Origin of the sequence: Martinezella rhizogenes (genome assembly GCF_000799715.1) — a bacterium.
Classification (GTDB): domain Bacteria; phylum Pseudomonadota; class Alphaproteobacteria; order Rhizobiales; family Rhizobiaceae; genus Rhizobium; species Rhizobium rhizogenes_C.
The window spans coordinates 61,187-82,730 of sequence record NZ_JUHG01000020.1 but is presented as its reverse complement, the minus strand read 5'-3'; the positions used below and the strand labels follow the sequence as shown (position 1 = coordinate 82,730).

Below are 21,544 nucleotides of genomic sequence, written 5' to 3'. Positions count from 1 at the left end.
GGCAATCGGTTATAATCATAGGCAGCAAGCGTTAGCCGAAGGATAATGCTGGCATGTTTACGATGCTGCGTCTTGACGCTACAGGCGCATTTGACGATACCGTTTCCAAACAAATTGTGAATGGGCCAATGAGTGAACAAGTCCTGACCCTTACGGAAAGCCTCAGAGACAGGGCGCGCGCCGCGCTGGGCACGCGTAATCTTGTCCTCGTCGGGCTGATGGGGGCCGGAAAATCTTCGATCGGCCGGCTGGTCGCGAACCAGCTCGGCATCCCCTTTGTCGATACCGATATCGAGATCGAGCGCGTATCGCGCATGACGATCGCGGAATTGTTCGCCGCATACGGCGAGGAAGAGTTCCGGGCGCTGGAGATGCGGGTGATCAAGCGGCTGCTCAAGGGTGGGCCGCGCGTCGTCTCCACGGGCGGCGGTGCCTTCATCAACGAACGCACGCGCCGGCATGTCAAACGCAGCGGCGTGTCGGTCTGGCTGAAGGCCGATCTCGACGTGCTATGGGAGCGCGTCAGCAAGCGCGAGACGCGGCCGCTGCTCAAAACCGAGAATCCGAAACAGACCCTCGAAAGACTGATGACCGCGCGCTATCCGATCTATGCGGAGGCCGACCTTGTGGTTTTATCCCGCGATGTGAACAAGGATATCATGGTCAAGGAAGTCCTTGCAGCGATCGCCGAGGGGAGACAGGAAAGCGAAACACCATGAATGCGATGACATCCGCGGAACGCCTCGTCCGCGTGCCGCTTGGCGAGCGCGCCTATGACATTTTGATCGGGCCGGGCCTGATCGCCCGAGCCGGCGCGGAGATTGCGGCGAGGCTGAAGGGTCGCAAGGCGGCCGTTATCACCGACGAAAACGTCGCGCCGATCTATCTCGATGCGCTGACGGCGAGTCTGCAGGCGGCAGGTATTCAGTCGTCCAGCCTGGTATTGCCGGCCGGTGAGAAGACCAAGAGCTTCGAACACCTGATGACCGTCTGCGATGCCGTGCTCACCGCGCGTATCGAGCGCAACGACGTCGTTATCGCGCTCGGCGGCGGCGTCATCGGCGATCTCTCCGGCTTTGCCGCCGGCATTGTGCGCCGTGGCGTTCGTTTCGTGCAGGTGCCGACCTCGCTGCTGTCGCAGGTGGATTCCTCCGTTGGCGGCAAGACCGGCATCAACACCCGTCACGGCAAGAATCTTGTCGGCGTCTTCCATCAGCCGGATCTGGTGCTTGCCGATACCGACGTATTGAACACGCTCAGCCAACGCGAATTCCGCGCCGGTTACGCAGAAGTCGCCAAGTACGGCCTGATCGACAAGCCGGATTTCTTCGCCTGGCTGGAGGCCAATTGGCGGGACGTATTTTCCGGTGGTGCCGCTCGCATCGAGGCGATTGCCGCGAGCTGCCAGGCGAAATCCGATGTCGTCGTGGCCGACGAGCGTGAAAACGGTCCGCGAGCCCTGCTCAATCTCGGTCATACTTTCGGCCATGCCCTGGAGGCGGCCACCACCTATGACAGCCGACGGCTGGTGCATGGCGAGGGGGTGTCGATCGGCATGGTGCTGGCGCATGAGTTTTCCTCGCGCCTCAATCTGGCAAGCCCTGATGACGCCAAGCGTGTCGAGACGCATCTGAAGGCGGTCGGCCTGCCGACGCGGATGGGCGATATTCCGGGCGAGCTGCCGCCGGCCGAAGTGCTGATGGACGCGATCGCGCAGGACAAGAAGGTCAAGAGCGGCCAGCTCACCTTCATTCTCACGCGCGGCGTCGGCCAATCCTTCGTGGCCGATGATGTGCCTTCCTCCGAAGTTCTGAGTTTCCTCAAGGAAAAACATCCGTGATGATGGTCGAGGGCACGCTGGCGATTTTATGGGAATACTGGCCCGAGATCGTTTCGATCGTCGCTCTCGTGCTGCTGTCGGCGTTTTTCTCCGGTTCCGAAACCGCGCTGACGGCGGCTTCGCGCAGTCGCATTCACACGCTGGAGGCGAATGGCGACGAGCGGGCGGGGATCGTGCGCAAGCTGATCGAGCGCCGCGACCGCCTGATCGGTGCGCTGCTGATCGGCAATAACCTTGCCAATATTCTGGCGTCGTCGTTGGCGACCAGCGTGTTTCTCGGTCTGTTCGGCAATTCCGGCGTGGCGCTGGCGACGCTGGCGATGACCGTCATCCTCGTCATCTTCTCGGAAGTGCTGCCGAAAAGCTGGGCGATTTCGGCGCCGGATCGTTTTGCGCTGAACGTCGCCGGCACGGTGCGCCTCTTCGTCGCTGTCGTCGGGCCGGTATCGAGCTTCGTCAACGCCATCGTCCGGCAGATTCTCGGCATCTTCGGCATCAATCTCTCCAAGGAGGTGTCGATGCTGTCGGCGCACGAGGAGCTGCGCGGCGCCGTCGACCTGCTGCATCGCGAGGGGTCGGTGGTCAAGGCCGACCGAGACCGTCTTGGCGGCGTGCTCGACCTCGGCGAGCTGGAGCTCTCCGACATCATGGTCCACCGCATGGCGATGCGCGCCATCAATGCCGACGATCCGCCCGATGTCGTGGTGCGCGCCATTCTCGACAGCCCCTATACGCGTATGCCGCTCTGGCGCGGTACGATCGACAACATCATTGGCGTGGTGCATGCCAAGGACCTGCTGAGGGCACTGGCCGAGCGGAATGCCGAGCCGGAGAACCTGGATATCGTCAAGATCGCCCAGAAGCCCTGGTTCGTGCCCGACAGCACCAATCTCGAAGACCAGTTGAATGCCTTCCTGCGCCGCAAGCAGCATTTCGCCGTCGTCGTCGACGAATATGGCGAGGTGCAGGGGATCGTCACGCTGGAAGATATTCTGGAAGAGATTGTCGGCGACATCGCCGACGAGCACGATCTCGATATCCAGGGCGTGCGCCAGGAGGCGGACGGCTCGATCGTCGTCGACGGCGTCGTGCCAATCCGCGACCTGAACCGCGCCCTCGACTGGCATTTGCCGGACGGAGAAGCGACGACGATCGCCGGCCTGGTCATCCACGAATCGATGACCATCCCCGAAGAGCGCCAGGCTTTCACCTTCTACGGCAAGCGCTTCATCGTCATGAAGCGGGAAAAGAACCGCATCACCAAGCTCCGCATCCGCCCCGCCGAGACGGAAGAGAGCAAGCCGCAGTAGGTTCGGCGATCAGAATCGATCGTCTCCGACAGGCAAAAACACCTCGTTTCAAGTCGTATCTGCGCATCCAAGTTAATTATGTATAGCTATCCCTATATATAATCTTTGTTTTTGTAGTCTTATAGCTGGACAAAATAGCCATAATTGTGTAGCTATCGATGGACATTCTGGCGATCGGCAGCGGGCCAATGAGCATCAAGAAAACAGTGGTGAAGCAATATGTCCGGCTGGTTGACGCGGCTGCGAGCCAGCGCTCGAACAGCGTGCCGCCGGAAGGCTGGATAACGACTGTCAGGAAAGCGCTGGGAATGTCCGTGCTGCAGCTTGCCGATCGGTTGGCGGTGGGTCGTAGCGCGATTTATCAAGCAGAACAGAATGAACGCTCGAAGGCGATTTCTATCGGGCAGATGGAAAAACTCGCGGAAGCGATGGGGGCGCGTTTCGTCTATGGCATCGTGCTGAAAGGCTCGGTCGAGGAGATGATCCTGGATCAGGCACGACTGAGGGCGCGGTCGATGATCCGCCGGACAAACGCCCATATGGCTCTGGAGAAACAGGCTTTGCCTTCGGATGTTCTCAATGACGAGATCGAGAGCCTGGCCAAGGAAATCGCGGAAAAAAGGCCTTCGGATCTCTGGGCGGCTGATTGATGTTTCAGGAGCCTGAGGGAGCGACGCCGCTTGACGCAGACGATATCGAAGGACTTATGTTCAAGCACATTACCACTCGTCTTCAACTCGATGAGCTTGAAAGCGCAAATATCACGGCTGGTCTTCGATGGGTCGGGCGACGGCGTGCGGGCGACATCTTGACGGACGAGTTTGTGAGGGTGCTGCATAAGAGACTGTTTGGCGACGTTTGGATGTGGGCGGGGACCTATCGTCTCACCGAGAAAAATATCGGCATCGATCCTCTTCAGATCTCTGTCCAGGTTCACAATCTCCTGGGGGATGCGCGTTACTGGGCAGAGCACTCTGTTTTCCCGCCGAAGGAAGCTGCTGCCCGCTTTCATCACAGGATGGTGCAGATACATCCGTTCCCGAACGGAAACGGTCGACATGCCCGGATAGCGGCTGATATTTTCCTTCAGGACTATTTCAGACATCCGGCGATCTCGTGGGCGAGCGGTACGGATCTGCAGGCTGATAATGAGCGTCGAAACGCATATATCCTCGCTCTTCGAGCGGCAGATGCCGGCAATATGGCGCCACTTTTTGATTTTGTCGGCGCTTAATTTGATTTTGTCGGCGCTTAATACGTGCCGCTAGGCGCTGGGCTATCGGTGGTCGGCCGCAGCCGAGTTACCACCGCACCGCTTCTCCGGGTGCTGCCGGCTCCACGGCGAGTGCGTGCAGCCCCGCATCCAGTTCCGGCTTCAATAGCTCGTTGATCGCCCTATGGCGGGCAAGGCGCGGCATGCCGGCGAACTTGGCGGAGACGATTCGAACTCTTATATGAGTTTCGCCGGTTCCGGTCATGTCGGGCTGGTGGCCGGCGTGCATGTGGCTTTCGTTGATGACCGCAAGACGCTCGGGCGCGAAGGCGTCGGTGAGCTTTTTTTCAATGCGGGATTGAAGCGTCGTTTCCATATTCCCGCCATGTCCTCGTTCGCGAAAAAGGTTCCCACAAAGCCTATAACATTCCCATTTGTCAATTCTTGTTGTGGGGTAGCCAAGGCCTCATAATTAGGGCGTCATGAAACTTGATTCAAAATATTTCGATCGCATTCGAACCCGCCGCAAACGCGAGCCGGAGCCCGAGCAGGCTCCGCCGACGTGCCAGTGGGACGGCTGCGACAAAAAGGGTACGCATCGCGCTCCGGTCGGGCGCAATGCGGAAGGGCAGTTCTTTTTGTTCTGCTTCGAGCACGTCAAGGACTACAATAAGGGCTATAATTATTTCTCCGGCCTTTCGGACAGTGAGATCGCGCGTTACCAGAAGGAAGCGATCACCGGTCATCGCCCAACCTGGACCGTCGGCGTCAACAAGGCGGCGAAGAACAGCCCCTTGCAATCGGAGGTCCGCTCCGGTGCCTATACCCGGGTTCGTGATCCTTTCGGCTTCGTCAAGGACGGCGACGGCCGTGGTAGCGGTCCGCGCTTCCCCGAGCAGCAGCGCAAACTGAAGACGCTGGAGTCAAAGGCCTTCGACACGATGGGTCTCAGCGCCAACGCGACCTCGGTGGAAATCAAGAGCCGCTACAAGGAACTGGTGAAAAAACACCATCCGGATGCCAATGGCGGCGACCGTGGGTCGGAGGAGCGTTTCCGCGCGGTCATCCAGGCTTATCAATTATTGAAACAGAACGGTTTTTGTTAATTCCTGTCCTTGCTCTCCGTCTTCAATCAGGTATGGTCCAAATCGGCTGAAGCCGTGGGCAACTGCGGCAGGGTGCGCATTTGGCTGGCACCTTGGCCGACTTTCCGGACGCGGCGTTTCTTGTCCGGGACTCTGTTCAAGAATGCTCGCAAGCGATCATTTTATCGCGTCGAGGTTTCGCTTCAGTCCCGGAGAAGTATCGCCGACGTTCCGACCAGACGGATGCGGATAATAAACTGCGGCGTCATGATGCAAATGGCTGAGATTGATATGGCTGGGTGACAGTCACCCGCCTTGGAGACATGATGAGCAAGATTGACCTTGATATTTCCGAGATTCCCGACACCACCGTTTCGGTTCGTGACGTCTTTGGCATCGATTCAGATATTCGCGTTCCGGCCTACAGCAAGGGCGGCGCCTATGTGCCTGATCTCGACACCGATTATCTGTTCGACCGCGAGACGACGCTCGCCATTCTCGCCGGGTTTGCCCATAACCGCCGCGTGATGATCTCGGGCTACCACGGCACCGGCAAGTCCTCGCATATCGAGCAGGTTGCCGCCCGCCTCAACTGGCCTTGCGTGCGTATCAACCTCGACAGCCATGTCAGCCGTATCGACCTGGTCGGCAAGGATGCCATCGTCGTCAAGGACGGGTTGCAGATCACCGAATTCAAGGACGGTATCCTGCCCTGGGCCTACCAGCACAATGTCGCGCTCGTCTTTGACGAGTACGATGCCGGCCGCCCGGACGTGATGTTCGTCATCCAGCGCGTGCTGGAATCCTCCGGCCGCCTGACGCTGCTCGACCAGAGCCGTGTCATTCGTCCGCACCCGGCCTTCCGTCTGTTTGCGACCGCCAACACCATTGGTCTCGGCGACACGACCGGCCTTTATCACGGCACGCAGCAGATCAACCAGGCGCAGATGGACCGTTGGTCGATCGTCACGACGCTGAATTACCTGCCGCACGAGAATGAGGTCAACATCGTGCTCGCGAAGGTGAAGTCCTTCCGCACCGACAAGGGCCGCGACACGGTATCGAAGATGGTTCGCGTCGCCGATCTCACCCGTGCTGCCTTCATGAACGGCGATCTGTCGACCGTCATGAGTCCGCGTACGGTCATCACTTGGGCGGAAAATGCGGAAATCTTCGGCGATATCGCCTTTGCCTTCCGCGTTACCTTCCTCAACAAGTGCGATGAGCTGGAGCGGCCGCTGGTCGCCGAGCAATATCAGCGTTCCTTCGGCGTCGAGCTGAAGGAAAGCGCTGCCAACATTGTGCTCGAAGCCTAGGGAAGAATCGACAAGTCATGGCAGGTCGGGGAGACAATTCCAAAGCGAAGCCGAATGGTCCGGTGGACATGGAGCCGTTGCGTCGGGCGATTACCGGCTGTGTGCGCTCGATCGCCGGCGATGCCGAGGTCGAGGTCGCCTTCGCCAACGAGCGTCCGGGAATGACGGGCGAGCGCATCCGTCTGCCAGAGCTTTCGAAGCGACCAACAGCGCATGAGCTGGCGGTGACGCGCGGTCTCGGCGATTCGATGGCGCTGAGGCTTGCCTGTCACGATGCCCGCGTACATGCCGTCATGGCGCCTCAGGGCGCCGATGCCCGCTCGATCTTCGATGCGGTCGAGCAGGCGCGCGTGGAATCGATCGGTTCGCTGCGGATGAGCGGCATGGCCTCCAATATCAACTCGATGAATTCGGAAAAATACGCCAAGGCGAACTTCTCCGGCATCGAGCGGCAGGAAGACGCGCCCATCGGCGAAGCCATGGCGATGATCGTGCGCGAAAAGCTGACCGGTCAGAAGCCTCCGGAAAGCGCTGGCAAGGTTCTCGATCTCTGGCGGTCCTTCATCGAGGAAAAGACCGGCGGCGAACTCGACAATCTCACCTCCAGCATCAACGACCAGCAGAGCTTTGCTCGTGTCGTCCGCAACATGCTGACGGCCATGGAGATGGCCGAGGAGTACGGCGACCAGGAGATGGAGCCGGATTCCGACGAGGAGTCCACCGAAGAAGATAAGCCGAGCGGCGAGGATCAGGACGATCAGGATGTCGAGAGCGACGATGGCTCCGATTCCGCGCCCGCCGAGGACAGCGAAGCCTCCGACGAGCAGATGGACGACGGCGAGATGGACGGCGCCGAAATCTCCGACGACGACATGAGCGAAGAGGGTGAGGAGGATTCGGAGACGCCGGGCGAAACCCGCCGTCCGAACACGCCCTTTGCCGACTTCAACGAAAAGGTCGACTACCACGTCTTCACCGAGGAATACGACGAGACCACGATGGCGCAGGAACTCTGCGACGTGGCGGAACTCGAGCGCCTGCGCGCTTTCCTCGACAAGCAGCTCGCACACTTGCAGGGTGCGGTCGGGCGGCTCGCCAACCGCTTGCAGCGCCGGCTGATGGCGCAGCAGAACCGTTCCTGGGACTTCGACCTGGAAGAGGGCTATCTCGATCCGGCACGGTTGACCCGCCTGATCATCGACCCGATGCAGGCGCTGTCCTTCAAGATGGAGCGCGACACGCAGTTCCGCGATACGGTCGTGACATTGCTGATCGACAATTCCGGTTCGATGCGTGGCCGGCCGATCACGGTTGCCGCCTCCTGCGCCGATATTCTGGCGCGCACGCTGGAGCGCTGCGGCGTCAAGGTCGAGATCCTCGGCTTCACCACCAAGGCCTGGAAGGGTGGACAGGCGCGTGAAAAGTGGCTCGCCAGCGGCAAGCCGCAGACGCCGGGCCGCCTCAACGACCTGCGCCATATCATCTACAAATCCGCCGACGAGCCTTATCGCCGGTCGCGCGTCAATCTTGGCCTGATGATGCGTGAAGGCCTGCTCAAGGAAAATATCGACGGCGAGGCGCTGATCTGGGCGCATAACCGCCTACTTGGCCGCCGCGAGCAGCGCCGTATCCTGATGATGATTTCGGATGGTGCGCCGGTCGACGATTCGACGCTGTCGGTCAATCCGGGCAACTATCTGGAACGGCACCTGCGCGCTGTCATCGAGCAGATCGAGACACGCTCGCCGGTGGAGCTGCTGGCGATTGGCATTGGCCATGACGTCACGCGCTACTATCGCCGCGCCGTGACCATCGTCGACGCCGACGAGCTGGCTGGCGCCATGACCGAGCAGCTTGCTTCGCTGTTCGAGGATCAGGCGAGCCAGCCGCGCTCGCGCATGCGCCGCGCAAGCTGAACACATTAGGCTTGTCTCTAGCACCGGCCGTTCGGCCGGTGCTCTTGCCGACTACCTTCCTGATCCCGCAGGCCCCGTGAGAGCCCATGAAATGCTTCTGCCGCGCGACCATGCTTATGCTGCTGCTCGCCGGCTGTGCCGCCGTGGACGCGCCGGAAGGCGGGCCGGCGGAGATCCATGCGACGGCGATCTCGGCTTTCAAGCCCGGTTCCGAACAGACACGATTCGGCGCGCTCGAATTCCTGGGTGGTCTGGAGCTTAGTTCCAGCAATCCGCTTCTCGGCGCCATGTCCGCCATCCGCTTCCGTTCTGATCAGCACCATTTCGTCTCGGTGCTGGATACTGGCCACTGGCTGACCGGAACCATCGAGCGTGACGGGGAGGGAAGGCTGAATGGTATCGCCGATGCCCGCATCATGCCGATGCTCGATCGCCTTGGTGAGACGGATACCGGCAAGAGCGCGATGGATGCGGAGGGGCTGGCGCTCAAGGGCGACCATGTGCTCGTCAGCTATGAGCAGTATCATCGGGTCGACGCCTATCCCGATCCGGGCTTCGAGACCTCGCCGCCCGACGGCACCATTCCGATTCTCATCCCGAGAAAGAAATTGCGCGGCAACCGCAGTCTGGAAGCCTTGATGATCGCGCCGTCCTCGATCCCGCTTTCGGGAGCTACGGTTGTTGTCGCGGAAGACAGTCTGGACGAACAGGGCAATATGCTGGCGGCGGTCCTGGAAGGGCCATTGAAGGGCCGCTTCACCGTGCGCCACTACGATGATTTCGACGCCAGCGACGGCGTGTTCCTGCCGGATGGCGATCTGCTGCTTTTGGAGCGGCGCTTCAGTCTGGCGCGGGGTATCGGCATGCGCATCCGCCGCATCGCTGGGGCGGATATCAGGCCGGGAGCGGTCGTGGACGGCACGATCATCTTCGAGGCCAATTCCAGCTACCAGATCGACAATATGGAAGGGCTGGATGCCTTCCGCGCGGCCGACGGCACGACGCATTTGATCATGGTCTCCGACGACAATCATTCGATCCTGCAGCGAAGTCTGATGCTGGAGTTCCGGCTTCGGGATGGGAGCCTCATCAGCCAGAAATGAAAAAGCCTGCGGCTTGCCGCGGGCTTACATCTATTGGTCATGGCCGTTGCCTAGGCGGTCGGCGCCTGCGAGGCCGGCTTCAGCGTGCTCATCAGCGCACCGTAGGGCAGCAGCATGACGAGGCCGACCGTCACCTTCACCGAGAAATCGCCGATTGCCCAGGAGATCCAGCGCGGGGCCGAGGTGGAAAACACGCCGAGGATCGGAGCCCAGTCGATGGCGAAGGGATCGTTCGGGCCGAAGAAGACGAAGAAGGGCGCGAAGGCGAAGGAGAAGAAGATCAGCGTGTCGAGCAAGGAGCCGATCAGCGAGCCGAACAGCGGCGCGCGCCACCAGGCCATGCGGCGCAGGCGGTTGAATACGGAGATGTCAAGAAGCTGGCCGGCGAGATAGGCCGAGCCGGAAGCGATCGCGATACGTGGCTGGGCGGTGACGAAGGAGAGCGCGACACCGACGACGAAGCCGGCAAACACCACCTTGCGCGCGGCCTTCGGGCCGAACTGGCGATTGGTCAGGTCCGTGATCAGGAAGGCGACGGGATAGGTGAAGGCGCCCCAGGTCAGGATGTCGGCAAGATTGATGCCGGCGAACGTTGCCTGCAGCGGATACTGCACGAGGATGTTCGACGCGACGACGACGAGCGTCATCAGCAGAACGTAGATCAGGGTGTAACGCGATTTCATAAGCATTTTTTTATCCTGGGAGATGCCACCAGTTGGCGTGAAAACCGGACATGGGAAAAGGCTTGCCCGGAGATGATCCGTGCAAGCCTCTCAGCCCGTATGATAGTCAGACGTACAGAAGCTTAGGCAGCTACAGTAGCAGCAGCGGCTTCGGCGGTCTTCTTGACAATCTGGCGACGCAGCAAGCGGGCACGCTGGCTGAGTTCATTTTCGCTGGCCTTCAGAAGGAAAGCGTCGAGGCCGCCACGATGCTCGACCGAACGGAGGCCAGCAGCGGAAACGCGCAGACGATAACGCTGGCCAAGAACGTCAGAGATCAACGTAACCTGGCAAAGGTTCGGAAGGAACCGACGCTTGGTCTTGTTGTTGGCGTGGCTGACATTGTTGCCCACGAGGACGGCCTTGCCGGTCAATTCGCACATGCGGGACATGGAACACCTACTTTTGTTTTTCTTGGCCGCTGAAAAGTCGTTCCGGGCAAAACCCGGCACGCAATCCAACAGGCCATAATTGGAAAGTTGCGGTTCTATAGTCAGAGCAGCCGTCCGCGTCAAGCCAAACCTTGAGCTTTCCCGCAATTCCGTCAAAAAGCTGCTGTTTTCTGGCGGTCGCAGTGGGCACATAAAGTGTCTATATATCCTGCCTGTTCTTTATTGAAGGCTTCGGTGATGGTTCATGTTCGGAAGTGGCTTTTTGTTTCGGCGCTGATGGCATCGATGCCCTTGGCGGCGTCGGCCGATCCCCTGCGGCATGAAACCCAATACCGCGTCTCGCTCGCCGGCCTTCCGATCGCCAGGGCGGATTTCAAGACCGAGGTCAAGGACAAGCAGTTCACCATCCGGGGGGATATCACCTCATCGGGTCTTGCCGATCTCGTTACCTCGATCGATGCGAGAACCGATGTGAGCGGCGTGGTCAGTGATAACAAGCTGCAGGCGACGCATTACACGCTCTACTACAAAAGCGGCAAACGGGAGCGCACCTATGACGTCGCCTATACGGACGGCAATGTCACCTCGAACACGATCACGCCGGAGCCGAATCGGCCATCGACCTGGGTTCCCATCAGCGCCAGCGATTTGAAATCGGTGCTCGATCCGATTTCTGGCATGATCTTTCCAATCACCCCTAGCCTCAATCTCTGCAATCAGACTTTGTCTGTCTTCGACGGCGAGATGCGGATGGATCTGAAACTGTCGCCGAAGGGATCGCATCCGTTCTCGACGGAGGGTTTCAAGGGCAAGACGATCGCCTGCGGCGTCCGCTTCACGCCGAAGAGCGGCTACAAGTCGACGCGCAAGGACTATCTCTATCTTGCCAAGAGCGATGCCATGGAGATCTGGTTTGCCAAGGCCGATGTCATGAATGTATATGCTCCCGTCTACGTCCGCATACCCACGCAATATGGGACGGTGACGATCACCGCCGTGAAATACGGCAGCTAAGCGGATTTTCGCGGCGGAGACGCCCGCGGCGACGGACCGGGGGCAGGGTTGACGTTTCGCGCGACATTGACGGGGTTTGCGGCCATCGCGATGTGGTCGTTTCTGGCGCTGCTGACGGTCGCGTCCGGCAAGATGCCGCCGTTTCAGCTGCTCGCCATCTGTTTCGCTATCGGCAGCATCCCAGGCATCGTCGTTCTCGCGCTGAAGCCTGAGCGCCTGCAACTGCTGAGCCAGCCGGCCAAGGTGTGGGTTACCGGCATTGCCGGGCTGTTCGGCTATCATTTTCTCTATTTCACGGCATTGCGTCAGGCGCCTCCGGTCGAGGCCGGACTGATCGCCAATCTCTGGCCCCTCTTGCTCGTCGTCGGCTCGGCGCTTTTGCCAGGCGAGCGGCTGAGCTGGTATCACATTGTCGGTGCGCTGATGGGGCTTGCCGGCACGGTACTGATCGTCGGCCGCAACGGGTTTCATTTCGAGGGCGCCTATGCCATCGGCTATGGCGCCGCCTTCCTCTGCGCCTTCACCTGGTCCGGCTATTCGCTGATCACGCGCCGGTTCGAGGCGGTCTCGACCGATGTCGTCACCATCTTTTGCATGGCCACCTCAGCGCTGTCTCTGCTCTGCCATCTCGGACTTGAAGACACGATCTGGCCTGAAACGGCATCGCAGTGGACAGCGGTGCTCGGGCTCGGGCTATTCCCGGTGGGGGCCGCCTTCTATGCCTGGGATTATGGCGTCAAGAACGGTGATATCCAGATTCTCGGCGCTGCGAGCTATGCAGCACCGCTGCTGTCGACACTGATCCTGACGCTTTTCGGCTTTGCCGAACCGAGCTGGGGCATCGCGCTTGCCTGCCTGCTGGTCACCGGCGGCGCGGTTCTGGCTGCGCACCGGATGATCCTGCGCCGCAATGATGGTGGTGCGGCGCAGGCGGAAGCGGTGGAGCGGGCGTAGTTCACGCGCCCGAAGCCTGTCTGTTATTTCTTGAAGACCTTCTCCAGAAACGCCACCAGCGATGGCCGCCAGACATCCATCTCATGCTGGAGGTCCGGATATTCATGGTAGTCATGGGCAATCTTCTTTTCGTCCAGGATTGCCTTGAGGCCGGCAATATCCTTGCCGGTGACCTGGTCTCTCGATCCGACGGTCACCGTGAAGCCGCGCAGCGCCTTGTTGATCTTGGTCGGATCGTTCAGCGCGGCATCGACCGCCTTGTTCGGCACGGTGGTGGTTGAGACCCCACTGAAAGTTGCCACCCAGCCGAAGGTGCCGAGATGCGAGAGGCCGGAGACAAGCGCCTGATATCCGCCCTGCGACAGGCCCACGACCGCGCGTCCATCGGCATTGTCGCGCACCCGATAGTGCTTCTTCATGTAGGGGATAAGATCCTGCGTCAGCTCCCGGTCGGCCGCGTCGGCATTGATCGGATAGAAATTCTTGCGGCGGTCGGCGCCAGGGAAATTCTCGGCGATCGCGTCCGGAATATCGGTTTCCGTGTCCGGGATGACGACGATCATCGGCTGGATCTTTTTCTCCGCCAGCAGATTGTCGAGGATCTGCGGTGCCCGGCCCTGCTCCACCCAGGAGGCCACCGTGTCGCCGAAGCCGTGATAGAGATAGACGACCGGCAGCGGTTTTGACGCATCGGTGTAACCGGGCGGCGTGTAGACATACATCTGCCGTTCGGAATTGAGTGCCTTGGAATGCAGCGTCACCAGCCTGAGGTCGCCATGTGCAACGTTTCGGGTGTCGAGGATGCCGCCGGGCACCAGAATGAGGCTGGTATTCACCTGCCGCTGCGGCTTGGGCGCATTGGTGCCGGTGTCGATGCTGCGGAAGCCGTCGATGTTGAAATAATATTCATAGAGATTGGCTTTCAGCGGCTCGGTTTTGGCGGTCCATACGCCATCGTCGCTCCGCTGTAGCGCGATTGGATCACGCGAGCCGAGGACGACGGAAATGGCCTTGGCGGCGGGAGCATAGAGGCGGAAGGTGATCGATCCGTCCTTTTCTACCGATGTGACGAAGTCTTTTAGTGGCCGATCCGCCGGCGGTGTAGCGGGGGCATCAAGGGCTAAGGCGGGGACACTCACGACGCAGCCTGCCACGACGAGTAAGGGAAATAACAAACGCACCAGAAAACCTCCTCCGAATGAATCAATAGTCTCTCTCCCGGTGTAAAGCTGACACAGTGCGAAGGTTTTTCAAGGCGGCAGGTGCACGCAGCGGCCTTCGGCCGCTTAGCGCGTCGATGAATGGTAAAATGTTCAGCTCACCGCCCCGGGTTTCCAATCCGGAGGCGCCATTTCGAAACTGGAAAATTCAAAACCCGGCGCGACCGTGCAGCCGACCAGGCTGAAGTCGCCGAGGCTTTCGGCTGACTGCCAGCAGTCGGCCGGAATGATCGCCTGCGGGCGCTCGCCTTTCAGCAGGTCGATACCGAGGACGATCGTCTCGCTCTGCTTGCCGTCGGCGGAGCGATGCAGGGCCAGAGGCGCGCCGGCATAATAGTGCCAGACCTCGGCCGCATCATGCACCCTATGCCAATGCGAACGTTCGCCCGCTTCCAGCAGGTAATAGATCGCGGTGGAATGGCCGCGCGCACCGCCGTGATCGTCACGGAATGTCTGTACGTACCAGCCGCCTTCCGGATGCCGTTGCATGGACAGTGTCTCGATGATCTCTTGCGGCCGCATCAGAAATTGTCCTTGCGCTTGCGGATCTCGGTAAAGACTTCTTCATTGCTGCGGCTCTCCATCAGGAGATGCCGGCGGATCGAGGGATCGGCGGCGCGCAGGAAGGGATTGGTTTCCTTCTCCAGGGCCAGCGTTGTCGGAATGGTGAACTTGCCTTCGGCTCGCAGCGCCTCGATATCGGCGACCCGGGTTTTCAGCCGCTCATTGTCGGGGTCGATCGTCAGCGCGAAGCGGGCATTGGACAGTGTATATTCGTGGCCGAAATAGATCGCCGTCTCGTCCGGCAGCACCGCGAGCTTCTGCAGCGACGACCACATGTCCGTCGCCGGGCGTTCGAACAGCCGGCCGCAGCCGAGCGCGAACAGTGTGTCGGCGGCAAACAGCAGCTTGTCGTCGACGAAATGGTAACAGATATGGCCGGCGGTATGACCTGGTGTCTCGATGACATCGACGGTGTGGTTGCCGAACTCGAAGGTGTCGCCGTCGCCGAAGGCGCGGTCGAGACCGGGAATGGCTATGGCCTCATTGATCGGCCCGATGATCTCGCAGCCGAATTGCTCCTTCAGCACCAGATTGGCGTCGACATGGTCGGTGTGGTGATGGGTGGTCAGGATATGGGTGATCGTCCAGCCGCGACGCTTGGCCGCCGCCAGAATAGGGGCCGCTTCGGGTGCGTCGATCGATGCCGTATAGCCGGTTTCGGGGTCATGGACCAGGACGCCAAAATTATCGGAGCGGCAGATAAATACCTCTAATTCCAAGGGTTTCATGGTCAAAATCATCCTCGTTTTACAGGGTTGATTCGGAATGTAGGCGGTTCGGCCTTGAAGTCCAACGGGCGGCTGATAACATTTGAGGCAATGCACGCCGATATCGTCGACCTCCGCCAATTCTATCATTCCGAGCTCGGTCGCTTGGCCGAGCAGTCTATCGCCATGGCGCTGTCCTCGATCTGGGCGCGCCTGCCGGAAGAGCGCCTCGTCGGCCTCGGCTATGCCGTTCCCTATCTCGACCGTTTCCGCGCCGACACCGAGCGGACTTTCGCCTTCATGCCGGCGGGGCAGGGGGCGGTGAACTGGCCGATGGATTCGGCGTCCTCGACGGCGCTGATTTTCGACGAGGAACTGCCACTGCCGGATAGCTCGATCGACCGGGTGCTGATGGCGCATTCGCTGGAATTCGCCGAGAGCCCGCGCGAGACGCTGAAAGAGCTTTGGCGGGTGCTGGCGCCGGGCGGCCGGCTTGTCATCGTCGTGCCGAACCGCAGGGGTGTCTGGGCGCGCATGGAGCATACGCCCTTCGGCTCCGGCCGGCCCTATTCGCGCGGCCAGCTCACCTCACTGTTGCGCGAGACCAATTTCACGCCGGGAGCGACCGCCGAGGCATTGCTCTTTCCGCCCTCCAAGCTGCGCACCGTCCTCAGCCTCCGGCGCGCCTTCGAACGGGTGGGACGCACGTTGTGGCCTGCCTTTTCCGGCGTGATCATCGTCGAGGCGCAGAAGCGGCTCTATCAGGGCCTGCCGGTTGCCGTGCGCGCCTCGCGCCGTGTCTTCGTGCCGGTGCTGGCGCCGCGGGGCATACCGACGACACGCGACGGCGTGTAGCGTCCCTTGCCAGCTCGCAAACACTCGACAAATTCGTCAATCCGCATTAATGCGACGGGGTGTTTAAAGCCGGAACTTTCCGGCCCTTCCCAAGGTCGATCCCATGAGCATGGAAATGAGCAAGCCCGTCCCGCGTCCCGGCATTCTCGATATCGCCGCCTATGTGCCGGGCAAGGAACATGCGCCGGGCGTGGCACGGGTGTTCAAGCTCTCCTCGAACGAGACGCCGCTGGGCGCCAGCCCCAAGGCCATCGAGGCTTTTCGGGAAACGGCGACGAATCTGGAGCGCTATCCGGACGGACAGGCCAAGGAATTGCGCCAGGCGATCGCCGACGTGCATGGGCTGAACCCGGCCAATATCCTTTGCGGCAATGGTTCCGACGAGCTGCTCGGCCTCATCTGCCATGTTTATCTCGGCGTGGGCGATGAAGCTGTTATCACCGAGCATGGTTTCCTGGTCTACAAGATCCAGATCATGGCTGCGGGCGCGACGCCGGTCACGGTGAAGGAAAAGGACTGCACGGTCGACGTCGATGCGATCCTCGCCGCTGTCACCGGGAAGACCAGGATGGTGTTCATTGCCAATCCGGGCAATCCGACCGGCACCTATGTCCCGGTCAGCGAAATTCGTCGCTTGCAGGCGAGCTTGCCGAAGCATGTTATCCTCGTGCTCGACGCCGCCTATGCCGAATATGTCCGCCGCAACGACTATGAGGCCGGCCTTGAGCTTGTTTCCGCGAACCCGAACGTCGTCATGACCCGCACCTTCTCGAAGGTCTACGGTCTGGCAGCGCTACGCGTCGGCTGGGTCTACGCGCCTGCCGACATCATCGATGCGCTGAACCGCGTGCGCGGCCCGTTCAACATGAATGCCGGCGCTATTGCCGCTGGCGCTGCCGCCGTTCGCGATCAGGCCTTCACGGAAAAGGCCGTGGCGTTCAACACGCTGTGGATCGGCAAGGTGACGGAAGCGCTGGAATCGATCGGCCTCAAGGTGACGCCGTCGGTCGCCAATTTCGTTCTTATCCATTTCCCCGATGTCGAGGGCAAGCGCGCCACCGAGGCCGACGATTTCCTGACCAGCCGTGGCTACATCGTGCGCGCGGTGCGGTCTTACGGCTTCCCGAATTCGCTGCGCATCAGCATCGGTACGGAAGAGGCCAATCTCGGCGTCATCGACACGCTGACCGAATTTATGGGGCGCAAGGCATGAGCAGCGTCCAGTTCGACCGGATCGCGTTGATCGGCATCGGCCTGATCGGCTCCTCGATCGCCTATGACATCAAGCGCCTCGGCCTTGCCAAGGACGTGGTGATCTCGACACGCAGCGCCGAGACGCTGAAGCGCGCCGAGGAGCTAAAGCTCGGCGATCGCTATACGTCGTCGTCGGCCGAAGCGGTCAAGGACGCCGATCTCGTCATCGTCTCTGTACCGGTCGGTGCCTCCGAAAGCGTCGCCAAGGAGATTGCCGCGCATCTGAAGCCCGGTGCCATCGTCACCGACGTCGGCTCGACCAAGGCCTCCGTCATCGCGCAGATGCAGCCGCATATGCCCGATAACGTGCATTTCATTCCCGGCCACCCGCTGGCGGGCACGGAAAAGTCGGGACCGGATGCGGGCTTTGCCGGTCTGTTCGAGGGGCGCTGGTGCATCTTCACGCCGATCCCAGGCACCGACGAGGCGGCCCTCAAGAAGCTCCGTGATTTCTGGGAGACTCTCGGTTCGCGTGTCGACGAAATGGACCCGGAACATCACGACAAGGTGCTGGCGATCGTCTCGCACCTGCCGCATCTGATTGCCTATAACATCGTCGGCACGGCCGACGATCTGGAGACGGTGACGGAATCGGAAGTGATCAAATATTCCGCCTCCGGCTTCCGCGACTTCACGCGATTGGCCGCCTCCGATCCGACCATGTGGCGCGATGTCTGCCTGCACAATCGCGATGCCATTCTGGAAATGCTGTCGCGCTTCTCGGAAGATCTGGCTTCCCTGCAGCGGGCGATCCGTTGGGGCGAGGGCGACAAGATCTTCGAACTTTTCAGCCGCACCCGCGCCGTCCGCCGCTCGATCGTCGAGGCCGGTCAGGACGTCGACACTCCGGACTTCGGTCGTCATGCGCTGGATACGAAGAAGTAAGATTCCTGCTGGATGAGGGTAAGTGAGGCATCGCCGCAGATTAAGGCTCAACGCCTGTCTGCGGCTTTGTAGACTTCGCTGCGATCTCTCTTACCGACAGCCACGACGATGACCACGAGCTGCTCGTCGCGAACTTCATAGACAAGGCGATAGCCGACGCCACGCAATTTGATTTTATATCGATCTTTGCTTCCGAAAAGCTTGGCGGACGGTACACGCGGGTTTTCGCAGCGCTCGGCAAGCTTCTTCTTAAATTGCTCTCGCGTATTGGCGTCGAGCTTTCGCCACTCTTTTAAAGCGGCATCCAGAAAGCCGAGCTCATAGGTCATCCAGCGTGACCTTGATGACACGCTCGCCTGCACGCGCGTCAGCGATGGCGTTGAGTTCGATATCCTCAAGACGGTCCAGCATCGCTTCATAGAGGCGAGCCGGGACACAATAGAATGCGGGCGCATTCCTGTTGAGAATTGCAACCGTCGCCCCTTCGCCGGCTGCCACGGTTCCCATCGGGTTCTTTTTCAGTTCCGATACGCTAGCGGTCACTTCAGCGAGAATTACATTTGTCATCGTACCCTCGAAGGTTCCTTTATGAGTGCTTTAAATAGCACCTTTAACTGGTCTCTTCAAGAGAAGGGCGGAGCCGAGGTCAAATCGGCGGGATCTTCCCGAGCGGGATGAAGCCGCTGAGGGAGAGGCGACCGCGATCGGCGGTGAGGTCGACGGAGACCTTGTCGCCGCCGCTGGCGAGCGCCTTGAGCAGCTTGGTGGCGGTGTTGACGATATTCTTGGCGGCGGGGATCGTTGCCTTCAGGCTATCGCCCCAAGGGCCGATCTGATTGATCTCCAGCTTGAACTGGCCGGACAGCAGGCCCTGATCATCAAAGTTGAAAGGCCCGGAGAGGGTCATGACGCGGCCGTCGCCGATGTCGATGACGGCCTGGTGCAGCACGCCGGCGGCACCGTGGAGATCATTGCCGCCGCTGCCGTCGAGCATGCCGGCCTTGCCGGTGAGCGTGATATTGGCGCTTGTCGAGGCCGTTGGCAGCACCTGCGGGAAATCCTTGATGGTGGCGTTGGCGTTTTCGATGCCGATCGCCAGTTCCAGATCGCCGCCGTTCTGGCGCGCATGCATCTCTGTATGAGCGGCGGTGACATCGGCGCTCTGGCCGGTGGAGGAGGAGACGATGCTGGCCTTCAGCCCGTCTATGACGGTCTGGCTCTGCTCGATGCCCCGGCCCTTGGCAACGAGGTTCGATTGCAGGTCGGTCCATTCAGCCGAGGCGGTCAGGCCTTGCGTGGTGCGTAATTCCGCCGGCGATTTCAGCGTCCAGCCGATATGGTTCGGCTGATAGACCGGTGCCGAAGCCTGGAGATTGTCGAAGGCGGCGGAAACACCCTTTTCTTGATTATCGACATTCACCTTGGCGCAGGAGAGGTCGATCGAGAAGGGAAAGCCGCTGAAAGTCATGTTCGTGCATTCGCCCGAGAGACCGGCGGTATTCTGCTGGCCGAGCGCCTTGAGAACGTTCGCCTTGACCATGGTGGTCGCGTAGTACCAACCGCCGGCGTAAAGGCCGGCGAGGATCACGATTAGTCCCAGCGCGGCGAACCAAATGCGTTTGCCTGTGCTGGATGTGACGCTCTGGCTTGACGCTGCCATGTTGTTCTCCAATGGTTGAACTGATGTGGTCACAATGATTTGGCGTTGGATATGGACGAATTTTGGGTATTTGGCTACGGATCGCTCATGTGGAATCCGGGGTTTAGCCATGTCGAGAAATCGGAGGCGCTGATTTTCGGCTATCGCCGCTCCCTTTGCGTCCATTCCTGGGTTCATCGCGGCACGGAGGCGAGCCCCGGCCTCGTGCTGGGCCTCGATCGCGGCGGGTCCTGCCGCGGCATGGCGTTTCGCGTGGCCGCTACCGAATGGGACGAGGTGCTGACCTATCTGCGCGAGCGCGAGTTGGTCACCCATGTCTATCTGGAAAGGACGTTGCCCATTCGCCTCGCCGATGGCCGGCGGGTCACCGCCGTCGCCTATATTGTCGACCGAGACCACAGGCAATATGCCGGCGGGCTGGACGCCATCGATGCGGCCCATATCGTCGAATCGGCGGTCGGCCAGTCCGGTCCGAACGATGCCTATGTTTTCAATACGCTGGCGCATCTGCGTGAGATGGGCATTCGCGACCAATGGCTGGAGCAGGTTACCGACGAGATCGAACGGATGCGGGAAGCGTCCTAGCTTATTGTTTCTACGCAATTCCGGACGGAAAACCGCTACGCACTTTTCCTGGAGTTGCTCTAAACCGCTGCCGCCACCTTGGCCTTATCGATCTCCGCCAGGCGCTTTGCGGCTGTCGGCGGCACGGGCAGATCGGGGTTGCTAGCGATGGTTTCCACCAACAGCTCGTCACTTGCCTTCTCCGTTTCCTGCATCAGCCGCTCAAAAAACGCGTCCGGGTCCATGCCCGGCTGGATCGGCGGCAGGATGCGGACCTTGAAGTGGCCCGGATATTTGCGGAAAGTGCGGCGCGGCCAGAACAGGCCGGGATGCATGGCGACCGCGACGACCGGGATATCCAGGTCGCGATACATGCGGGCGATGCCGTATTTATAGACCGGTTCGGCGCCCGGTGGGCGGCGGGTTCCCTCGGGATAGATGATCAGCTGGCGGCCCGTGGACAGTTCCTCCCGCGTGCGTTTCATCACGTCGAACATCACCTTGCCACGGGCGCTGCGATCGACGGGGATCATGCGCTGCTTCTTCGCATACCAGCCGAAGAGCGGAATCCACATCAGCTCGCGCTTCAGAATATAGACCGGATCGTCGAGATAGGGCAGCAGCGCGAAGGTATCCCAGAAGGACTGGTGTTTTGGCGCAAAGATAAAGCTTCCCTTGGGGATGTTCTCCAAACCTTCGATCTCGAAGGTGGTGCCGACGATCTTTTTCATCAGCCAAACGCTGGATTTTGCCCAGGCTTTGGGGATTGCATAGGCTGCCTTGCGCGGCATCAGGAAATAAATCGGCGTGAGCACGATCATGCGAATGATCAAGTTGGCATAGAAGGCGATATTGAACAGGATCGAACGCAGGGTGATCATCAAGGCTTTCCCAATACGCCGGCTTGCGCCAGCATCCGAAGCCTTGCCTACACGATTACGTCGTCAATAAAAAGTCGGCCCGCGTTGTC

25 protein-coding genes are annotated in these 21,544 nt (G+C 60.4%); 15 read left to right on the top strand and 10 right to left on the bottom strand.

The genetic code is table 11. From position 1 onward, the window contains the following. Nucleotides 1-128 precede the first annotated feature (128 nt). From EX00_RS29635 to EX00_RS29615, 5 genes are all read left to right on the top strand, one after another. Nucleotides 129-719 (top strand): shikimate kinase, encoded by a 591-nt coding sequence (locus EX00_RS29635; RefSeq protein ID WP_047466380.1) that lies wholly within the window; start codon nt 129-131, stop codon nt 717-719. Continuing rightward, entirely contained in the window at nt 716-1,840 is a 1,125-nt protein-coding gene (gene aroB / locus EX00_RS29630) for a 3-dehydroquinate synthase (protein WP_047465932.1), read from the top strand. The genes EX00_RS29635 and aroB overlap by 4 nt, the downstream gene beginning before the upstream one ends. Further along, complete coding sequence (locus EX00_RS29625; RefSeq protein ID WP_047465931.1) at nt 1,840-3,150, top strand: HlyC/CorC family transporter; 1,311 nt, start codon at nt 1,840-1,842, stop codon at nt 3,148-3,150. The genes aroB and EX00_RS29625 overlap by 1 nt, the downstream gene beginning before the upstream one ends. A gap of 188 nt (nt 3,151-3,338) precedes the next feature. Next, nucleotides 3,339-3,800: a mobile mystery protein A gene (locus EX00_RS29620; RefSeq protein WP_047466377.1), complete on the top strand. Its 462-nt coding sequence runs from the start codon at nt 3,339-3,341 to the stop codon at nt 3,798-3,800. After that, nucleotides 3,800-4,384 carry a mobile mystery protein B gene (locus EX00_RS29615; protein ID WP_047465929.1) on the top strand — a complete coding sequence of 195 codons (585 nt, stop codon included), beginning with the start codon at nt 3,800-3,802 and terminating at the stop codon, nt 4,382-4,384. Before EX00_RS29620 ends, EX00_RS29615 begins: the two co-directional genes overlap by 1 nt. Before the next feature lie 67 nt (nt 4,385-4,451). Here the strand turns inward: EX00_RS29615 and EX00_RS29610 are convergent, their stop codons facing one another. After that, a complete protein-coding gene (locus EX00_RS29610; RefSeq protein ID WP_007690001.1) occupies nt 4,452-4,739 on the bottom strand; it encodes a BolA family protein in 288 nt (95 codons plus the stop codon). A gap of 106 nt (nt 4,740-4,845) precedes the next feature. Between EX00_RS29610 and EX00_RS29605 the strand changes: the two genes are divergently transcribed. The 4 genes from EX00_RS29605 to EX00_RS29590 all read left to right on the top strand — a co-directional run bounded on the left by EX00_RS29605 (nt 4,846) and on the right by EX00_RS29590 (nt 9,783). After that, complete coding sequence (locus tag EX00_RS29605) at nt 4,846-5,469, top strand: J domain-containing protein (RefSeq protein ID WP_047465927.1); 624 nt, start codon at nt 4,846-4,848, stop codon at nt 5,467-5,469. A gap of 305 nt (nt 5,470-5,774) precedes the next feature. Further along, on the top strand, nt 5,775-6,764 hold the full coding sequence (cobS, locus tag EX00_RS29600; protein ID WP_047465925.1) for a cobaltochelatase subunit CobS: 990 nt from the start codon (nt 5,775-5,777) through the stop codon (nt 6,762-6,764). Nucleotides 6,765-6,781: 17 nt separating this feature from the next. Continuing rightward, entirely contained in the window at nt 6,782-8,680 is a 1,899-nt protein-coding gene (cobT, locus tag EX00_RS29595; RefSeq protein WP_047465924.1) for a cobaltochelatase subunit CobT, read from the top strand. 86 nt (nt 8,681-8,766) lie between these two features. After that, nucleotides 8,767-9,783 carry an esterase-like activity of phytase family protein gene (locus tag EX00_RS29590; RefSeq protein ID WP_047465921.1) on the top strand — a complete coding sequence of 339 codons (1,017 nt, stop codon included), beginning with the start codon at nt 8,767-8,769 and terminating at the stop codon, nt 9,781-9,783. 50 nt (nt 9,784-9,833) lie between these two features. On the opposite strand, the gene EX00_RS29585 is transcribed toward EX00_RS29590, so the two are convergent. Both EX00_RS29585 and rpmB read right to left on the bottom strand, forming a co-directional pair. Next, nucleotides 9,834-10,472, bottom strand: coding sequence for a queuosine precursor transporter (locus EX00_RS29585; protein WP_047465919.1), 639 nt, complete (start codon nt 10,470-10,472; stop codon nt 9,834-9,836). 116 nt (nt 10,473-10,588) lie between these two features. Further along, nucleotides 10,589-10,897 (bottom strand): 50S ribosomal protein L28, encoded by a 309-nt coding sequence (gene rpmB, locus EX00_RS29580; RefSeq protein WP_047465918.1) that lies wholly within the window; start codon nt 10,895-10,897, stop codon nt 10,589-10,591. Nucleotides 10,898-11,134: 237 nt separating this feature from the next. Between rpmB and EX00_RS29575 the strand changes: the two genes are divergently transcribed. Together EX00_RS29575 and yddG are read left to right on the top strand one after the other, a co-directional pair. Next, nucleotides 11,135-11,911, top strand: a complete 777-nt coding sequence (locus tag EX00_RS29575) for a DUF3108 domain-containing protein (RefSeq protein WP_047465916.1) — start codon at nt 11,135-11,137, stop codon at nt 11,909-11,911. 48 nt (nt 11,912-11,959) lie between these two features. Then, nucleotides 11,960-12,865, top strand: a complete 906-nt coding sequence (gene yddG, locus EX00_RS29570; RefSeq protein WP_047465913.1) for an aromatic amino acid exporter YddG — start codon at nt 11,960-11,962, stop codon at nt 12,863-12,865. Nucleotides 12,866-12,888: 23 nt separating this feature from the next. Here yddG and EX00_RS29565 read toward each other — a convergent pair whose 3' ends face one another. The 3 genes from EX00_RS29565 to gloB form a co-directional block, all read right to left on the bottom strand. Further along, nucleotides 12,889-14,046, bottom strand: a complete 1,158-nt coding sequence (locus EX00_RS29565; RefSeq protein ID WP_047465911.1) for an esterase — start codon at nt 14,044-14,046, stop codon at nt 12,889-12,891. A gap of 132 nt (nt 14,047-14,178) precedes the next feature. After that, nucleotides 14,179-14,607, bottom strand: a complete 429-nt coding sequence (locus EX00_RS29560; protein ID WP_047465909.1) for a cupin domain-containing protein — start codon at nt 14,605-14,607, stop codon at nt 14,179-14,181. Further along, nucleotides 14,607-15,377, bottom strand: a complete 771-nt coding sequence (gene gloB / locus EX00_RS29555; protein WP_047465907.1) for a hydroxyacylglutathione hydrolase — start codon at nt 15,375-15,377, stop codon at nt 14,607-14,609. Before gloB ends, EX00_RS29560 begins: the two co-directional genes overlap by 1 nt. A gap of 54 nt (nt 15,378-15,431) precedes the next feature. Here gloB and EX00_RS29550 point away from each other — a divergent pair, with 54 nt between their 5' ends. From EX00_RS29550 to EX00_RS29540, 3 genes are all read left to right on the top strand, one after another. Beyond that, nucleotides 15,432-16,211, top strand: a complete 780-nt coding sequence (locus EX00_RS29550; protein WP_047465905.1) for a class I SAM-dependent methyltransferase — start codon at nt 15,432-15,434, stop codon at nt 16,209-16,211. A gap of 103 nt (nt 16,212-16,314) precedes the next feature. Then, nucleotides 16,315-17,424 carry a histidinol-phosphate transaminase gene (gene hisC, locus EX00_RS29545; RefSeq protein ID WP_047465902.1) on the top strand — a complete coding sequence of 370 codons (1,110 nt, stop codon included), beginning with the start codon at nt 16,315-16,317 and terminating at the stop codon, nt 17,422-17,424. Next, entirely contained in the window at nt 17,421-18,350 is a 930-nt protein-coding gene (locus EX00_RS29540; protein ID WP_047465900.1) for a prephenate/arogenate dehydrogenase family protein, read from the top strand. The genes hisC and EX00_RS29540 overlap by 4 nt, the downstream gene beginning before the upstream one ends. A 47-nt stretch (nt 18,351-18,397) precedes the next feature. Here EX00_RS29540 and EX00_RS29535 read toward each other — a convergent pair whose 3' ends face one another. The 3 genes from EX00_RS29535 to EX00_RS29525 form a co-directional block, all read right to left on the bottom strand. After that, the gene (locus tag EX00_RS29535; RefSeq protein ID WP_047465898.1) at nt 18,398-18,679 is read right to left on the bottom strand and encodes a type II toxin-antitoxin system RelE family toxin; all 282 of its coding nucleotides are present in this window, start codon (nt 18,677-18,679) and stop codon (nt 18,398-18,400) included. Then, nucleotides 18,669-18,917, bottom strand: coding sequence for a type II toxin-antitoxin system Phd/YefM family antitoxin (locus EX00_RS29530; protein ID WP_047465897.1), 249 nt, complete (start codon nt 18,915-18,917; stop codon nt 18,669-18,671). The genes EX00_RS29535 and EX00_RS29530 overlap by 11 nt, the downstream gene beginning before the upstream one ends. Nucleotides 18,918-18,996: 79 nt before the next feature. Beyond that, nucleotides 18,997-20,010 (bottom strand): DUF2125 domain-containing protein, encoded by a 1,014-nt coding sequence (locus EX00_RS29525; protein ID WP_047465896.1) that lies wholly within the window; start codon nt 20,008-20,010, stop codon nt 18,997-18,999. Between the two features lie 51 nt (nt 20,011-20,061). On the opposite strand from EX00_RS29525, the gene EX00_RS29520 reads away from it, so the two are divergent. After that, nucleotides 20,062-20,595: a gamma-glutamylcyclotransferase gene (locus tag EX00_RS29520; RefSeq protein ID WP_047465895.1), complete on the top strand. Its 534-nt coding sequence runs from the start codon at nt 20,062-20,064 to the stop codon at nt 20,593-20,595. A gap of 59 nt (nt 20,596-20,654) precedes the next feature. Here EX00_RS29520 and EX00_RS29515 read toward each other — a convergent pair whose 3' ends face one another. Then, entirely contained in the window at nt 20,655-21,455 is an 801-nt protein-coding gene (locus EX00_RS29515; protein ID WP_047465894.1) for a lysophospholipid acyltransferase family protein, read from the bottom strand. Between the last annotated feature and the right edge of the window lie 89 nt (nt 21,456-21,544).

Bases quoted from the DNA above. Each gene is read 5' to 3' on its own strand.
- EX00_RS29625 (WP_047465931.1), top strand. From the start codon at position 1,840: ATGATGGTCGAGGGCACGCTGGCGATTTTATGGGAATACTGGCCCGAG.
- rpmB (WP_047465918.1), bottom strand. From the start codon at position 10,897: ATGTCCCGCATGTGCGAATTGACCGGCAAGGCCGTCCTCGTGGGCAAC.
- EX00_RS29540 (WP_047465900.1), top strand. From the start codon at position 17,421: ATGAGCAGCGTCCAGTTCGACCGGATCGCGTTGATCGGCATCGGCCTG.
- EX00_RS29515 (WP_047465894.1), bottom strand. From the start codon at position 21,455: ATGATCACCCTGCGTTCGATCCTGTTCAATATCGCCTTCTATGCCAAC.
- EX00_RS29615 (WP_047465929.1), top strand. From the start codon at position 3,800: ATGTTTCAGGAGCCTGAGGGAGCGACGCCGCTTGACGCAGACGATATC.
- EX00_RS29520 (WP_047465895.1), top strand. From the start codon at position 20,062: ATGGACGAATTTTGGGTATTTGGCTACGGATCGCTCATGTGGAATCCG.
- aroB (WP_047465932.1), top strand. From the start codon at position 716: ATGAATGCGATGACATCCGCGGAACGCCTCGTCCGCGTGCCGCTTGGC.
- EX00_RS29585 (WP_047465919.1), bottom strand. From the start codon at position 10,472: ATGCTTATGAAATCGCGTTACACCCTGATCTACGTTCTGCTGATGACG.
- cobT (WP_047465924.1), top strand. From the start codon at position 6,782: ATGGCAGGTCGGGGAGACAATTCCAAAGCGAAGCCGAATGGTCCGGTG.
- EX00_RS29610 (WP_007690001.1), bottom strand. From the start codon at position 4,739: ATGGAAACGACGCTTCAATCCCGCATTGAAAAAAAGCTCACCGACGCC.
- EX00_RS29535 (WP_047465898.1), bottom strand. From the start codon at position 18,679: ATGACCTATGAGCTCGGCTTTCTGGATGCCGCTTTAAAAGAGTGGCGA.
- EX00_RS29620 (WP_047466377.1), top strand. From the start codon at position 3,339: ATGAGCATCAAGAAAACAGTGGTGAAGCAATATGTCCGGCTGGTTGAC.
- gloB (WP_047465907.1), bottom strand. From the start codon at position 15,377: ATGAAACCCTTGGAATTAGAGGTATTTATCTGCCGCTCCGATAATTTT.
- EX00_RS29525 (WP_047465896.1), bottom strand. From the start codon at position 20,010: ATGGCAGCGTCAAGCCAGAGCGTCACATCCAGCACAGGCAAACGCATT.
- cobS (WP_047465925.1), top strand. From the start codon at position 5,775: ATGAGCAAGATTGACCTTGATATTTCCGAGATTCCCGACACCACCGTT.
- EX00_RS29635 (WP_047466380.1), top strand. From the start codon at position 129: ATGAGTGAACAAGTCCTGACCCTTACGGAAAGCCTCAGAGACAGGGCG.
- EX00_RS29575 (WP_047465916.1), top strand. From the start codon at position 11,135: ATGGTTCATGTTCGGAAGTGGCTTTTTGTTTCGGCGCTGATGGCATCG.
- EX00_RS29605 (WP_047465927.1), top strand. From the start codon at position 4,846: ATGAAACTTGATTCAAAATATTTCGATCGCATTCGAACCCGCCGCAAA.
- EX00_RS29590 (WP_047465921.1), top strand. From the start codon at position 8,767: ATGAAATGCTTCTGCCGCGCGACCATGCTTATGCTGCTGCTCGCCGGC.
- EX00_RS29560 (WP_047465909.1), bottom strand. From the start codon at position 14,607: ATGCGGCCGCAAGAGATCATCGAGACACTGTCCATGCAACGGCATCCG.
- hisC (WP_047465902.1), top strand. From the start codon at position 16,315: ATGAGCATGGAAATGAGCAAGCCCGTCCCGCGTCCCGGCATTCTCGAT.
- EX00_RS29530 (WP_047465897.1), bottom strand. From the start codon at position 18,917: ATGACAAATGTAATTCTCGCTGAAGTGACCGCTAGCGTATCGGAACTG.